Annotated in this window: 17 protein-coding genes and 1 pseudogene; 5 read left to right on the top strand and 13 right to left on the bottom strand. The window is 44.2% G+C overall.

Features of this window, described 5'->3' with window-relative positions:
* Positions 1-64: 64 nt before the first annotated feature.
* From dapD to fadH, 12 genes and pseudogenes are all read right to left on the bottom strand, one after another.
* Positions 65-775 carry a 2,3,4,5-tetrahydropyridine-2,6-dicarboxylate N-acetyltransferase gene (gene dapD, locus JNUCC22_RS07155; RefSeq protein WP_007409623.1) on the bottom strand — a complete coding sequence of 237 codons (711 nt, stop codon included), beginning with the start codon at positions 773-775 and terminating at the stop codon, positions 65-67.
* Positions 776-856: 81 nt separating this feature from the next.
* Positions 857-1,312, bottom strand: a complete 456-nt coding sequence (locus JNUCC22_RS07150) for a flavodoxin (protein WP_038463794.1) — start codon at positions 1,310-1,312, stop codon at positions 857-859.
* Positions 1,313-1,338: 26 nt separating this feature from the next.
* The gene (locus JNUCC22_RS07145; RefSeq protein WP_216062231.1) at positions 1,339-2,232 is read right to left on the bottom strand and encodes a WD40/YVTN/BNR-like repeat-containing protein; all 894 of its coding nucleotides are present in this window, start codon (positions 2,230-2,232) and stop codon (positions 1,339-1,341) included.
* Positions 2,222-2,695 carry a flavodoxin gene (locus JNUCC22_RS07140; protein ID WP_216062230.1) on the bottom strand — a complete coding sequence of 158 codons (474 nt, stop codon included), beginning with the start codon at positions 2,693-2,695 and terminating at the stop codon, positions 2,222-2,224. The genes JNUCC22_RS07145 and JNUCC22_RS07140 overlap by 11 nt, the downstream gene beginning before the upstream one ends.
* 112 nt (positions 2,696-2,807) lie before the next feature.
* Positions 2,808-3,689: a transcriptional regulator CcpC gene (ccpC, locus tag JNUCC22_RS07135; protein WP_216062229.1), complete on the bottom strand. Its 882-nt coding sequence runs from the start codon at positions 3,687-3,689 to the stop codon at positions 2,808-2,810.
* Positions 3,690-3,828: 139 nt separating this feature from the next.
* The gene (cbpB, locus tag JNUCC22_RS07130) at positions 3,829-4,272 is read right to left on the bottom strand and encodes a cyclic-di-AMP-binding protein CbpB (protein ID WP_003154608.1); all 444 of its coding nucleotides are present in this window, start codon (positions 4,270-4,272) and stop codon (positions 3,829-3,831) included.
* Positions 4,273-4,415: 143 nt separating this feature from the next.
* Positions 4,416-4,607 carry an antirepressor AbbA gene (abbA, locus tag JNUCC22_RS07125; RefSeq protein ID WP_007409618.1) on the bottom strand — a complete coding sequence of 64 codons (192 nt, stop codon included), beginning with the start codon at positions 4,605-4,607 and terminating at the stop codon, positions 4,416-4,418.
* Between the two features lie 140 nt (positions 4,608-4,747).
* On the bottom strand, positions 4,748-5,266 hold the full coding sequence (locus JNUCC22_RS07120; RefSeq protein ID WP_007409617.1) for a ribonuclease H-like YkuK family protein: 519 nt from the start codon (positions 5,264-5,266) through the stop codon (positions 4,748-4,750).
* Positions 5,267-5,388: 122 nt separating this feature from the next.
* Entirely contained in the window at positions 5,389-5,628 is a 240-nt protein-coding gene (locus JNUCC22_RS07115; protein ID WP_003154613.1) for a YkuJ family protein, read from the bottom strand.
* 443 nt (positions 5,629-6,071) lie between these two features.
* Entirely contained in the window at positions 6,072-7,292 is a 1,221-nt protein-coding gene (locus JNUCC22_RS07110) for an EAL domain-containing protein (protein WP_007409615.1), read from the bottom strand.
* A 141-nt stretch (positions 7,293-7,433) separates the two neighbouring features.
* Positions 7,434-7,980: pseudogene (locus JNUCC22_RS19515) on the bottom strand (hypothetical protein).
* A 113-nt stretch (positions 7,981-8,093) separates the two neighbouring features.
* Complete coding sequence (fadH, locus tag JNUCC22_RS07100) at positions 8,094-8,858, bottom strand: 2,4-dienoyl-CoA reductase (protein ID WP_038463789.1); 765 nt, start codon at positions 8,856-8,858, stop codon at positions 8,094-8,096.
* Positions 8,859-9,002: 144 nt separating this feature from the next.
* On the opposite strand from fadH, the gene JNUCC22_RS07095 reads away from it, so the two are divergent.
* From JNUCC22_RS07095 to JNUCC22_RS07080, 4 genes are all read left to right on the top strand, one after another.
* Positions 9,003-9,866 (top strand): metallophosphoesterase, encoded by an 864-nt coding sequence (locus JNUCC22_RS07095; RefSeq protein WP_038463786.1) that lies wholly within the window; start codon positions 9,003-9,005, stop codon positions 9,864-9,866.
* A 74-nt stretch (positions 9,867-9,940) separates the two neighbouring features.
* Entirely contained in the window at positions 9,941-10,435 is a 495-nt protein-coding gene (locus tag JNUCC22_RS07090) for a L,D-transpeptidase family protein (protein ID WP_088462390.1), read from the top strand.
* 75 nt (positions 10,436-10,510) lie between these two features.
* The gene (locus tag JNUCC22_RS07085; RefSeq protein ID WP_015239757.1) at positions 10,511-11,803 is read left to right on the top strand and encodes an MFS transporter; all 1,293 of its coding nucleotides are present in this window, start codon (positions 10,511-10,513) and stop codon (positions 11,801-11,803) included.
* A 122-nt stretch (positions 11,804-11,925) separates the two neighbouring features.
* Complete coding sequence (locus JNUCC22_RS07080) at positions 11,926-12,390, top strand: YkyB family protein (RefSeq protein WP_003154622.1); 465 nt, start codon at positions 11,926-11,928, stop codon at positions 12,388-12,390.
* 42 nt (positions 12,391-12,432) lie between these two features.
* On the opposite strand, the gene cheV is transcribed toward JNUCC22_RS07080, so the two are convergent.
* Positions 12,433-13,344 carry a chemotaxis protein CheV gene (cheV, locus tag JNUCC22_RS07075; protein ID WP_007409609.1) on the bottom strand — a complete coding sequence of 304 codons (912 nt, stop codon included), beginning with the start codon at positions 13,342-13,344 and terminating at the stop codon, positions 12,433-12,435.
* Positions 13,345-13,532: 188 nt separating this feature from the next.
* Between cheV and JNUCC22_RS07070 the strand changes: the two genes are divergently transcribed.
* On the top strand, positions 13,533-13,694 hold the full coding sequence (locus JNUCC22_RS07070; RefSeq protein ID WP_007409608.1) for a hypothetical protein: 162 nt from the start codon (positions 13,533-13,535) through the stop codon (positions 13,692-13,694).
* The last annotated feature ends 89 nt before the right edge of the window (positions 13,695-13,783 follow it).

The following is a 13,783-nucleotide window of genomic DNA, read 5'->3' as shown; positions in this document are numbered from 1 at the left end:
TCCTCCTTGAGATAAGAATAAGGCGTGGATTTTATCATCCACGCCCATTCTATCAAACCATTCCTTACAGCTGGCGTAATTCCTGTTTGATTTCTGTTTTGCCTTTTGTTTTTTCATCGATATCTTTGATTTTTTTCGCAGGTGTTCCCGCTACAACGGTATATGGCTCGACGTCATTTACAACGATGGCTCCGGCAGCGACAACCGCGCCTTTACCGATTGTTACGCCTTCAAGCACAACCGCATTTGCGCCGATCACAACGTCGTCTTCCACGACAACAGGCTTAGCGCTAGGCGGCTCAATAACGCCCGCTAATACAGAACCCGCTCCGATGTGGCAGTTTTTGCCGACAGTCGCGCGTCCACCGAGAACAACGTTCATATCAATCATCGTACCTTCGCCGATGACTGAACCGATATTAATAGATGCACCCATCATGATAACGGCATTGTCGCCGATTTCGACTTGGTCGCGGATAATAGCGCCGGGCTCGATTCTCGCTTTAACATCTTTTAAATCAAGCATCGGGATCGCAGAGTTGCGGCGGTCATTTTCAATGACGTAATCCTCAATTTTGTCTTTGTTTTCTTCGATTGCGCTTTTAATTTCAGCCCACTCGCCAAAAACGACGCCGGATTGGCCGTTCAGGAATGTTTTAGCGGAATCGCCAAAGCTGATTCCTTCAAGATCGCCTTTTACATACACTTTTACAGGCGTTGATTTTGTACTATTTTGAATAAATGAAATAATTTCATTTGCATCCATCATTTTCATATGTATTGTCCTCCTCTGATTTTCTACCTCATTACTGTAACAAAGGAAGGATACAAAGACAAGAAAAAAAGGAACAAGCCTTTATTCTGCCGGCTGGCTGCACAGCGCGGCAAACTGTCTTCCGAATTCCCGGAGCTCTTCTTCCTCACTGCCCTCAGGGTTGTTTTCAATTTTGACCGACGGCAGCACCACCCGCCCGCCGCGGGCTGTGATTACTTTTTCCAATTCGTCAACCGCTCCGCAAAAAAACTCATAGGACGTATCTCCGGAACCGAACAAAGCAAATGTTTTTCCTATAAACTCCAGGTTTTCCATATCTTCAGCAATATCGAGCATTTCATCAGGAAGATCCCCGTCTCCCCACGTATATGTGCCTAATAAAATATACTCGTAATCATTAAAAAGTTCGGCATGAATATCCATAGCTTCATATCTGTCTACGGATGCTTGTGCTTCGATCAGCCCTTTTTCAATTAAATCCGCCATCGCCTCGGTGTTTCCTGACATTGTGGCGTAAACAAGCAATACATTCCCCATCTTCGTCTCTCCTTTATGCATAAAAACTAATGTGCGAGCCGAACCGCCTCATACGGTCTGACAAACTTACTTTCGTAAAGGCCCGCGCAAAAAAAGTTTTCTTCCCGGTTGGCCACCCGCCATCCGTGACCGCGGATCGTATCAAACCACTTTAATTCACCGGCGGCGAGATCAGCTTGATAAATACGCGAAAATCCGTTTTCGTCCTGTGACGATGTGACATAAATAATCCCGTTATCCTCAGAAACGTCGAGAAATGATTTTTCCCGTACGGCGGGTCCGGCTGTAATGGCAAACTCCTCTTGCGTCCGCACGTTTCGGACGGCAACCTCCCCCCGTTCTCCCTTTGCCGCGCCCTTTGCTGCAATGAGCCAGTCATTCTGATACATCATCATTGAAGCCGTCATGCGCTGCCTTTCGCGGCTTATACGCCGGATGCGTTCTTCCATAAGATCATACGCCCAAATGCCGCCATGATTCATATGAATCCGGGTGCCGATATAAATCGTCTGCCCGTGTAAACAAAGCGAACGGATGACAGGCGGCTCCTTTAATTGTGAAAAGGGCTTAGCCACATGCCAAGTGACGCCGAAATCATCAGATATGTAGAGGCAGTATGTGCCGTGCGCACAGACAAACCCGTCATTCCGCCCGGCAACGGCCCATACGGAGGCGCTGGTCGGAAATCGGGAGGCCGTCCAAGTCTTTCCCTGATCGGCTGATCTGAGGACGGCGCCTTTTTCTCCAGCGGCGAATATGTAAGGCCCTATGTAAGTCAGCACATGAATTCTGCTTTTCACTCGGAACAGTCTTTTCCAGCCTTCTTCCGCGGAAAAATGAAAAATACCTTCGTCTTTCACTGCGACAAAATATCCTGAGGTCACTGATGCCATGACAGCCGTCGCGCCTTTATGAAACATGGCACCGGTCTCCGTGGTGTGCGGCCCATGCAAGAAAACCGCGGACAAATTCTTTGCAGCATTCTTGATCTTCAGCCGTCTCGGGCGCCAGCTCGATTTTCAGCGTTTCCGGATATAAATTGGCTCCGGCCTGTTCAAACGCATCGTAAAACAGCGTGACCGCTTCACAAAACTTCGGGTAGGCGTGATCGCCTGAACCGAAACAAGCCGTTTTCAGTCCGTTGAGCTGGCTGTGCAGAATATCTTCGTAAAAATCTTCCGCTTCGTAAGGAAGATCACCGTCCCCCCATGTGTACGTGCCGACAAAAACATAATCATATGCTTCGAGAGAATCCGCATCTGCCTCGTCCATGTCGAGGCAGTCAACTGCTATCTGATGCTCGCTCAGTGTTTCTTTTATAATGCCGGCAATATCCTCTGTATTCCCCGACATGCTTGCATATATCATTAATGCTTTCTGCATATGATCACCTCGTAATTGATAATGATTTTCATTAACATATATAACACTTTAAATGATAATGATTTTCATTGTCAATAAAAAATAAAAAAAAGACAGCATGATTGCTGTCTTTCTAAAATGGGCGTTCCTGCTTCAGCATATCTTTAATAACAGAAACAAAAGCCTGCACCTGTTTTAATTCAAATGCCGGCTCATAACCGAGCAGCCATGTGTCACGGCCGATCGGATGGTCCTTTGTATCAAGCAGGGGCATTTTATTTACTTTATCTTCCTCTTCTAAGGTGACTGACGGCAGAATGGCATAACCGATCCCGTGCAGCGCCATCTGCTTGCACGTTTCAATCTGATCGACGAGGATGGTCTGTTTCGGCGAGGTTTTGAATTTTTGATGCCACCAATGCTGAATTTCCTGAAAATATGTACTGTCACTTTTGAATTGGATAAACGGCCGATTGGTATGGGCAATATCATCAATACAGGAAATTTCCGTATCAACCAAATATAAATGATCGGTCATTAAATAATCTTTCCGGCCTTTCCATTCCGGATTTCCCCGGATAATGCCGATATGTACCTGATCTTCATACAGACTTTTCAGCATTTCGCTGCTCCACCCTGTAATGAGAGAGACCTTTGCATTCGGATATCGTTCCACATATGTTTTTAACACTTTCGGAAGCCAGTGCTGCCCGATAATGGAGGCGACGGCAAGTTTTAATGTACCGTGAATCTCACCCTCAAGTTCATCAATGTTTTCTCTGATTCTTTCTTGCCGATCCGTGACGTCATTTGCAAATTGTATGATTTTTTCTCCTGCCGGCGTTACCGTAAGTCCTTTTTGAGATCTTAGAAAGATCTTTGTTCCCCAGGCTTTTTCAATGGTCTGCAATCGCTGGGACAGAGCCGGCTGTGACACGAATAACCGTTCGGCAGCCTTCCTCATGTTTAATTCCTCAGCTAAAACTACGAGCATATGAAGCTCTTGAAGCTGCATGTCGTCCTCCTTTTCAATGCCTTTCGTATTTCTTATCTACCATTCTAATAAAATAAAGGCTGCCGAGGCAAGCGCCACTCATATGTATGCGTTTTCTTTTTCCGGCATGCAAAAGAACAAATAGGCTGATCGTGCGAGCCTACTTATTCAATGATCTGATATGGCTGCTCAACTGTTTTAACACGACTCTTCTCGTGAAAATGCCTTCAAAGACGCCTTCATCATTTTCAACGCAGACAAAGCCGTTGTTAATGACCATGCTGAACCCTTTGATAATCGGATCATTGATGTGGAGACGGGGAATGTCTTTCAGCATGACTTCCTCAACCGTAATTTGATCCAGCTTCTCAAACTCGATCCGTTCAAGTCCGAAAATGCTGTTCATAATCATATTTGTCCCGATCAAACCGTGCAGACGGTACGAAGCGTCAAGGACGGGAATGGCGGTATAGCCGGTTTTCGTCAGCACTAATAGAGCATGCTCAAGGTTGTTTCCGACTTGAACGTGCGCCACTTTATCCGCCTCGATCATAAATTGTCCGACTGTTGCATCAAGAAGCTGATCTGATTGTAAGCTAATCATGTCACTTCGACCCCTTTACATTTTTCATCAAAGCATGTATTCCCTATATTGCAATAATATAAACATTATCATTTTTTGTCGAAAAGTTTCCGTCAATAAAAAAGATACTCTTTGCAATCGAGTATCAATTTATAGGCCGCTGATTAATTTTCATTCCGAAAACGGTCATAGAGCGTTACGAGTTTTTTATAAGTGGTTCCATCAACGCTTTTTGACCCTGCTTCTATATCGTTGATTTCGCTGGTCAAAAGCTCAATGGCATATTCTTGATTGATCAGGATATTCAGCAGAAGTTTCTGTTCTTCTTCCGTAAATCGTTCACCGATAAGACTCATACGTAATCAGGCCCCCTATTTTTAACTGAATACCTCCGAAAGCAAGGTGAAATTTGCTTTCAGCTCTACCGCTAGAATAAGTAAACAGAAAAAAATCGTCAACCGCATAATTCGACATTTTGCGGATTCTGTATGAAATATTATTTTGTGTAACGATTGGCATAACTGAATGCTGTGCAGGAATCGGGCTTGATTTTCGCTTCAATGCCCATCGAGGTAATGCGGCCGGTCATTTCTTGTATCAATTCTTTTGTCAGCCCTTTTTGACCGATATCCAGATGCACTTCAAATGAAAGATCCGCCCCTTCATCCGTAAAAGGCAAGAGCAAATCTGTCAGTTCCATAAGACGGCCGTCGAGGATATGCGCAGCCATCTCCTGGCTGAATGCGGTTTCCAGCGAAATTTTTTCGCGAAGGCTATGTATCGGTCTTGCAAGATCATGATTTTTCAAACAGCCCCAAGCTCCCTTGCCTGTACGGTGCAAGTGTATAGCCGTAATAAACTTTGTGAAGTCGCGGTAAACTTGTGAATCAGTCCCTACAGACAGCACGTATGCTGAACGGGGGTCTTTATTGACAAAGCGTTTCAGCCGCTCCGTCACGTCTTGAAAGGTCATCTGTGCCTCAGAAAGATTATAAAACAGAAAAGAATCAGCCATGTACGGACACTCCTCTTTCCAGAGTCTACAACCAAACGAACAAGCACGTTCCTTTGCATAATTTAATAAAGCTCCGCTTGCGGAAGACCGGAAGCTTGGTCAGCCTGAAAAATCAAATCAAATTACTGAAGGAGCTCAAAAATTTCAATAGAAATCATGTCAATGTTATCAAACGGATATGTGTTAGGTTTTTCACCTTTTTGGAAAACCGTCAGTTCAAACGTTTGATTTTTTTCGAAATATTTAACACTGCAAATTTTTTCGCCGTTAACTTCAAAATAACGCTGCATCGGCTCGTTAGCCGCTTCCGCTGTTTCTTGCAGACTTTGCAGCCGCGTGATGATACCCATTAATTGTGACATTCTAAAAAAAGACTCCTTTCAAAAAACAACTTCAAATCAACAAGTATTTATTATAATACAAGTTCTACAGAGCATCATACCATAAAGTAGACCGGGATGGCATTTTCCCGCTGGATTTTCAAAAAGAAATAAACGGGAAAACCGTGTTTTCGAATAGTTTGAAGCTTTTTTCGGAATGTCATACACCTTTCAAAAATAATTTTTCACTTTTTGAGCCGCCATTATCAAATGTATGTAAGGAGAAGCCCTTTTATGAGGAGATAGCATAAAAAAACTTGGCGGGGGTAGCGCCAAGTTTTTTCGGATCTTGATCTGATAGAGGGGTTGGGGAACAGAGAGTAACTTCTCTCTATAACTAAATGATAATGATTATCAGTATCATTGTCAATCGTTTTTTAAAACTTTTTTCAAATGAACAAAAAAAGCGGCATACAGCAGCCGCTTTAAAGTAACCCGTCCTGTTCATATAAATAAGAGTAAGGCAGATCGATAAATAAATACATATTGTCATCCATCGGGTATGAAAAGGTTCTGATCATCTCACCTGTCTCAATATCACTGTACAGGTCACTGAAAAAGCCTTTTCTTGAATTCCGCATCTTCATGATGTTTTCTAAAAAGTACGGACGCCAGCTCCAGTTTTTCTCCATGTATTCAGGCTGATAAAGCCATTCGCCGGACTGCTTGAACACATTTCCCGTCAGCTGATAGCCTTCTTCATCACACATATAAATTCTGAAGCAGCAGTCGGTCAGGTTTTCCGCCAGTTTTTTAATAAACTCATCGTCCGCCTGATGGGTTTTCTTTAGCTCGGAAACTGCCTGATTGACCCGCTTATAAAAATTCTCAGAGTGTTCATATACCGTTTCCAGCTTCTTTTTTTCTCTCGTAATAAATTGCTGAAACTCCGTTTTCAAGCGTGCTTTTAACAGGCTCCGGTCTATAAAATCCCCGCTCGGCGCCTGCAGATAATAGCCTTGAAAAAATCGGCCTCCGTTTCTCCATGCGTACTGGAGCTGGAAATCAGCTTCTATATCTTCATACAGCAGCGCGGCGCCGATTTTTCTCGCCAGCAATGAAATGCTGTACAGCACATGCTCATATGATGGTGACGGCTGAGATACCTTCAGCGCCTGCAAATCTATTTTCAGAAGGTCCGGTGAAAGGAGCGCGATTCTGTCCAGGTTGCTGCTCTCCTTACCTATATTGTCCACCGCGATTTTAATGCCGTATGTACGATAGTAGGCAAGCATATGGTACAGCTGTTCAATGTCGCCTTCGAAATTGTGCTCGGTGATCTCAAGCACAATACGGTTCAATTCAATGCCCTGCTCTTCGTATTCTTTCAAAAGCTCAAGAAAGCTTTCGCCGTGGTCAAGCATCAATACATTCGCATCCTGATTGATAAAAATCAACAGATCACGGTCAGCTTCTTTAAACCGCTCCAGCGCCTGCCTGATGACTCTGTCATCGACCTCAAGCTTATATTCTTCCGGAATGCCGGAATCTAAGAAAAACGGCCCGAGGCTCTCAATCTCCGCATCTGCCAAAATCCGCCCAAGCACTTCGTAGCCTACGACTCTTTGTTCCTCAGCGTTAAAAATCGCTTGGTAATACGGAATGACATCATCAATATTCGTCAGTATATCAAGTGGGTCCAACATGTTATCACCTGCTTCTCTATCTTTGTCTGATTATACACAATTATATCAGCACCACAAATGTTTAGATTAGGGGAAAAGGAGGCAGTATGGCCGCAGCTTAAAATAAAAGGGGGACATTTTTAAGATCACTCTTCAGACCGGTTAATTAAGGACGTTATTGATTTGTTTCACAATCACAAATAAAAGGATAAATATAAGAGCATTATAACCGGCAGCTGTCCAAAAATAATGGCTCCAATCAGTGCTGTTAAATATCCAATCATCATCATGTTCCAACTGAAAGAAAGTTCCTTTTTTATCTAAAGTGCCAAATGTAAGAGTTGTTAACCCGCCAACACTCTCGGAAACGTCAACTCCATACATTGAACCCGCATGATCAGTATGATGTATTGGCATATACGTATAATCAGATAAAATTGTTTCCGCCAGCTTAGTTGGCAGAGACACATATAATACAGCCGATGTATCGCCTCCGAGCCCACTCAAATACTCCCTGGCTTTAATAAATTTCGTTTCATCAGGAAAATCGATGTGATATAGCTTTTCAAATCTGATTATTTCATCAGATGTAAGATTGGTATTTTGATAATACTCCGGAGTAAAAGCACAAATAATAAAGTACCAAATATTAAAGATGATAACGAAACTGCTTACATAGTACAACGAACCATTTTAATAATTTCTTCAATTAATCGCCCCTTAATCTTTCAAAATTATATCATAATTTTGAATAGAAAATAAAACAAGCGAACGGCGGCTTTAACGTTCGCTTGTTTTGCAAAATAATCAATATATGAAAAATTAAAACGGATAAGGATTCAGCCATTGCCCTCCGTCCATTGTGATACAATCCCCGTTTATATAGGATGCTTCATCAGAAAGCAAAAACGCTGCCAAAGCGGCGATTTCCTCCGGTGTGCCCAATCGGCCGAGCGGCACACTGTTCATCGTGCGGGCCATCGCTTTTTCCGATTCAAACAGCTTCTCCGCACCGCCTGTTCGTTCAATCGGTCCGGGGGCTATCGCGTTTGTGCGGATGCCGTACTTGCTCCCCCACTCAACGGCCAGCGTTCTTGTCAGTGACAATACCCCTGCTTTGGCTGCAGCGGAATGAACGACACCCGCTCCCGCTCCCCATGCGTATGTAGCGGCCATATTTAAGATGACGCCCTTCTGCTCCTGCTCGATCCAATGCCTTGCCGCTGCTTGGCTGCAGAAAAATGTGCCGTTTAAAACAATCTCAATAACAGCTTTCCATCCATTGGGCGTCAGCTTCTCTGCCGGGCAAATAAAGTTGCCGGCCGCATTGTTAATCAGCGCATCAAGCCGGCCAAAGACTTTTTTCGCTTCTGAAATCATGTCTGAAGCGGCGGAATCAGAACGGACATCCATTTGAAAACAGGCGACCTGCCCCTCAAAGGTCTCAATTTCTTTTTTTGTTTCCTCAAGTGCTTCATGGTTCCTCCCTGTCACCATGACGTGCCATCCTAATTCAGCCTGTTTTTTCGCCATTGCTTTTCCCATGCCGCTTGATCCGCCTGTAATGATTACCGCTTTCTTATCCATAACAAACCCACCCCTTTTTATTGAATGAATAATCATTCATAATTTTATCATAGATGTCTTTCCGCGTCATTACATGCTGAGAAGGGATTTTTCAGCCAAGCTGATGATATAATAGAACAACTCTGACAAAGGTTGGTTTTACATATGGAGAAAATGACCAGAAGAACATTTTTAAAAAGAGGATTCGGCATTTTGGGTGCAGCTCTCGCAATGGCTTGCGGAGGTTACGGCTATGCCCGTTATATTGAACCGCGCATGATTGAGATCACCCGGCATACAATCACCAGCCGCCTGATCCCCCGCGGCTTTGACAATTTTAAAATCGTTCAATTCAGCGATACGCATCTCAGTGATGTGTTTACATCCGGTGACTTGAATAAAGCAGCGGAAAAGATCAATCAGCTGAAACCCGATCTGCTCATCTTTACGGGAGATTTAATTGATAAGCCGCATTTATTTAATGATCACCAGCATGCACTCGCCGTGCTGCAAAATCTTGAAGCTCCCTTCGGCAAACTTTGTGTTTACGGAAACCATGACCACGGAGGCTACGGTACGAACACGTACAAGGCTCTGATGGAAGCGGCTGATTTTCAAGTGTTTCGAAACGGCTACCGTCAGGTGCAGCTGACAGATGGAAGCCGGATTGAATTCGCGTTTTTGGATGATGTAATGCTCGGAAAACCCGATTATGAAGGCACCCTGTCACGCCTTTCCGAAGATGCGTTTTCCATTTTAATCGTCCACGAGCCTGATGCCGCTCTCAAGATAGGCGGATATCCCGTAAACCTCCAGCTGTCGGGACACACTCACGGCGGCCAGGTCCAGTTCCCGTTTTTCGGCCCTCTCATTACGCCTCCTTACGGAAAAACGTATACCGACGGCATGTATACACTGCATGACACAGCCGTTTACGTCAATCGCGGGCTCGGTACGACAAGACTGCCGTATCGATTTTTAGCCAGACCGGAAATCACGCTGTTCACATTGAAAACCGAGCAAAAATAAGACTTTTATCCTGATGCACAGACACCCCCTCCGTAATATGTATATGGAAAAGAGCAAAAAGGAGGGTGATGAAACTGCTGACATATCAAGTGAAACAAGGAGAAACCATCTCAAGCATTGCGCAAGACTTCAGAATAAGCACTGCTGCTCTCCTTCAGGCAAATCCCTCAATCCAATCGGTCATATACGCGGGACAGCATATTATCATACCGAATCTTCCCGACCCATCCACCATTCCCTACTCCATCATCGTGTATATCGGAGCGAAGAAACTGGAGTTATACCGCCTTGGCAGGCTCATCCGTACGTACCCCATCGCAGTCGGAAAAATATTGACGACCACGCCGACCGGAGAATTTTACATCGTGAACCGCCAGCCTAAGCCCGGCGGCCCGTTCGGCGCTTATTGGCTCAGCCTCTCTAAAATTCATTACGGCATTCACGGAACAAATAATCCTTCCTCCATCGGCAAAGCGGTATCAAAAGGATGCATCCGGATGTATAATCAGGACGTCACTGAACTTGCCGCTACCGTTCCTAATGGAACAAGGGTGACTATTATAAGATAGAAAGATCTTATTTGTTAATGGAACGAGCTGATGATAATATATTACAGTGGGACCTTTAGGGTAAGGAGCGTGTTTATGGATATATTTAAAAATCGCAATTTTGTCCGTCTCTTTTTCGCAGCACTCGCTTCTCAAATGGGAACGACTGTAGGTAATATGGCTTTCGCTTTTTACTTGCTGGACCATTTTTCAAACCAGCCGGCATACACGACTTTGGCTGAGCTGATGTATTCACTGCCGACAGTTTTCGTATTTCTGATTGTCGGTGTCGCAGCTGACCGGCTTGACAGGAAAAAGGTCGCAGAGAATTGTGACTGGATCAGAGCCGGACTGACGATCGTATTGTTTGCCGCATTATACACCGGGAGCATCCCTCTCGTATTCTGTATTTTGTTCATCAGAAGCGCCGTGACCAAGTTCTTTTTCCCGGCGGAAGCCAGCCTTGTACAAGCTATTCTGCCTAAGGAGCATTACGCGAAAGCGGCGGGACTTAACCAGATCCTGTTCAGCATCTTCATGGTATTCGGCGTAGGTATAGGCGCGTTTATGTATAAAACGATCGGTATTCACGGAGCCATCATCCTTGATTTTGTCAGCTTTATTGTATCAGGCTTTCTGATCCGCGCGTGCCGCATTCCGAAAGAAGCCCGTCAGCCGAACGGCCCTTTTAAATGGGGAGATTCGTTTCTGAAAGACTCGGTCGCTGATTTTAAGGAAGGGATCGTATATATTGTTAAAAACAAATTGCTTGCTTCCCTTATTTTCGGCTTTTTTATCTTTGGTTTTGTCAACGGCGGCTTTGCCGTACTGCCGATGTTTACGATGAAATACGGACTTGCGCCTGATCATTACGAATCACATACTTCCATCTTCACCGTCGCACTCGGCTTCGGCCTGCTTGCAGGAAGTGTGATCGGAACGATGATCGCAAAAAAAGTCAAACCGCATCATTTGATGTCGATTCCTATTTTGGCAGCCGGACTGCTCATTTTTGTCCTCGGCTATACGGATAAGCTGTGGATTTATTATGCGGCGGCTTTCGTCCTCGGCATGTGCATCGGCCCTGTCAATATCGCCATCGGCGGCTGGATGCCGAAAATCGTTCATCCGAAAATAATGGGCCGGGTCAGCGGCTGGCAGGATCCTTTTATGATGTTTGCCCAATCGATTACACTCGGACTGGTTGCCCTGTTGTTTCCGAAATTCGTTACCAATATTGATTACCTTTATTACGGCATGGGAATCGTGATTTTAGCGGTATTTGTGTTCTATTTTATCGCTCTTCCGAAATACAGCGCCGAGGCAGCAGAGATCGATGTGCAGCAATCATTAAAGGCTGATTCTGAAAAACATGCGAAACCTGTCTAATAAAGGAAAAAGATGCGCCCTTTTCATCAGAAAAAGGCGTATTTTTATAATCAATATTTGCATTTCAACGCTAAAAAAGTATAATCTATATATGAACTTGATCAATGCAAAGGAGAGAAATAATGGACGACCACGCTTATTCGAAAGAGCTGCAGCCAACCATCGAGAATCTTTCAAAAGCTGTTTATACTGTGAACCGCCATGCAAAAACCGCCCCCAACCCTAAATACCTTTATCTGCTGAAAAAACGGGCATTACAAAAGCTTGTGAAAGAAGGCAAAGGGAAAAAAATAGGGCTTCACTTTTCAAATAATCCCAGGTTTAGCCAACAGCAGTCAGACGTACTTATCTCTATCGGAGACTACTATTTTCACATGCCTCCAACAAAAGAAGACTTCCAGCATCTTCCGCATTTAGGTACGTTAAATCAATCGTACCGCAATCCTAAAGCACAAATGTCTTTGACAAAAGCGAAAAACGTATTGCAAAAATATGTGGGCTTAAAGGAAAAACCGCTTGCCGCCAACAGGCAGCAGCCCGCTTATCATAAACCCGTATTTAAAAAACTTGGTGAGAGTTATTTTTAATTCCGCCGCAAAAAAAGCCGATGCGTCATGCATCGGCTTTTTCTATTCAATCACGTACGTATCCACTTTTTTAATGAGCTCGCTGATTTCAGGCTTGCTGATCTGTTCATCTGCTCCGACTACTTCGCCCCGGTGGCGCAGGTCGTCCGTAATCAGGGACGAGAAAATCATAATCGGCACATCAGAGCTTTGCGGGTTATCCTTAAGGAGCTTCGTCAAACGATGCCCGTCCATTTTCGGCATTTCAATGTCACTGATAATCATGTCAATATGGTCTGACAGGTTTGCTCCGTTATCCGTCAGTTCCACGACGTAATCATACGCTTCTTTTCCGTTTTCAAACGTAACGATTTCACTGTACCCCGCCTCAGTCAGCTCATCCGTCAAAAGACGCATCAGAAGCGGAGAATCTTCAACGATGATCAGTTTTTTACCCGCCCGTCTTTCATCAAATCCTTCCTGATGGACATGATAAGTCTCAACTCCGGATGCCGATTCAATATCATAAATGATCTTTTCATAATCAGGCAGAAAGATCATCGTGTCTTCCAGTTTGATGATTCCCGTTAAATGCCGCTCCATGCCCTGGTTCAAGGAAGTCGGCTTTTCAATCGCCTCCCAGGACACCCTGTGGATTTGTGAAACGGAACCGACGTGAAAGACGATTTTCCGCTTGTTGAATTCCGTTACGATATATTTATCGTCTTTTGCTCCTTCGGCATCAACGCCGAAAAAGGTATACAGACTGATGACGGGAAGAATTTCGCCTCTCAGCTTAATCATCCCTTCTACGTCTTTATGAGACTGAGGCACAGATGTGACATCTACCGGCTGAATGATTTCCCGGACTTTCATCACATTTATGCCAAATGTATTGACGCCTACTTCAAATTTGACGATTTCTAATTCGTTTGTGCCTGAATCCAATAAAATATCGTATTGTTGTAAAGACAATTCAATCCCTCGCTATCCGCATTCAGTATTGTACTGTATATATCGGCTGGAAACGGAAAAAGTGAATGTATTCGGTCCAACTGGCCATGAACTCTTTATAAAAAGATGCTTTTTTCTGATATCCCATTGACTTTTTGACATCGAGTGGTAAAATAGTCAAGGATTTTTCAGGAAGAAGGGTGTAATAAATGGGTACAGTAGTCATATTCGACCAAGATCAAATGACGGTGTTAGAAGATATCAGCAAAACGGCTTACCTGCAAATGAAAAAAGAGGCGAAAGAGCGTCCCGACAAGCCCGCTCCATACATCTTATGGCGGGAAGACGTCAGCTTTGAATACGGGTATTAATGACATTCGCCACATATCACAATAGATAGATCATGATACAATGAAGACAATCATTTCAGCTGGTTGTCTTATTTTTTTCTGAAAGAAGG

Source organism: Bacillus sp. JNUCC-22, assembly GCF_018861275.1.
Lineage (GTDB): Bacteria > Bacillota > Bacilli > Bacillales > Bacillaceae > Bacillus > Bacillus velezensis.
This window is presented reverse-complemented; position numbering and strand designations above follow the sequence as displayed.

Bases quoted from the DNA above. Each gene is read 5' to 3' on its own strand.
- JNUCC22_RS07120 (WP_007409617.1), bottom strand. From the start codon at position 5,266: ATGGCTGATTCTTTTCTGTTTTATAATCTTTCTGAGGCACAGATGACC.
- dapD (WP_007409623.1), bottom strand. From the start codon at position 775: ATGAAAATGATGGATGCAAATGAAATTATTTCATTTATTCAAAATAGT.
- JNUCC22_RS07080 (WP_003154622.1), top strand. From the start codon at position 11,926: ATGGACGACCACGCTTATTCGAAAGAGCTGCAGCCAACCATCGAGAAT.
- JNUCC22_RS07115 (WP_003154613.1), bottom strand. From the start codon at position 5,628: ATGTCACAATTAATGGGTATCATCACGCGGCTGCAAAGTCTGCAAGAA.
- JNUCC22_RS07145 (WP_216062231.1), bottom strand. From the start codon at position 2,232: ATGTTTCATAAAGGCGCGACGGCTGTCATGGCATCAGTGACCTCAGGA.
- abbA (WP_007409618.1), bottom strand. From the start codon at position 4,607: ATGAGTCTTATCGGTGAACGATTTACGGAAGAAGAACAGAAACTTCTG.
- JNUCC22_RS07150 (WP_038463794.1), bottom strand. From the start codon at position 1,312: ATGGGGAATGTATTGCTTGTTTACGCCACAATGTCAGGAAACACCGAG.
- cbpB (WP_003154608.1), bottom strand. From the start codon at position 4,272: ATGATTAGCTTACAATCAGATCAGCTTCTTGATGCAACAGTCGGACAA.
- JNUCC22_RS07070 (WP_007409608.1), top strand. From the start codon at position 13,533: ATGGGTACAGTAGTCATATTCGACCAAGATCAAATGACGGTGTTAGAA.
- JNUCC22_RS07095 (WP_038463786.1), top strand. From the start codon at position 9,003: ATGGAGAAAATGACCAGAAGAACATTTTTAAAAAGAGGATTCGGCATT.
- fadH (WP_038463789.1), bottom strand. From the start codon at position 8,858: ATGGATAAGAAAGCGGTAATCATTACAGGCGGATCAAGCGGCATGGGA.
- JNUCC22_RS07085 (WP_015239757.1), top strand. From the start codon at position 10,511: ATGGATATATTTAAAAATCGCAATTTTGTCCGTCTCTTTTTCGCAGCA.
- JNUCC22_RS07140 (WP_216062230.1), bottom strand. From the start codon at position 2,695: ATGCAGAAAGCATTAATGATATATGCAAGCATGTCGGGGAATACAGAG.
- ccpC (WP_216062229.1), bottom strand. From the start codon at position 3,689: ATGCAGCTTCAAGAGCTTCATATGCTCGTAGTTTTAGCTGAGGAATTA.
- JNUCC22_RS07110 (WP_007409615.1), bottom strand. From the start codon at position 7,292: ATGTTGGACCCACTTGATATACTGACGAATATTGATGATGTCATTCCG.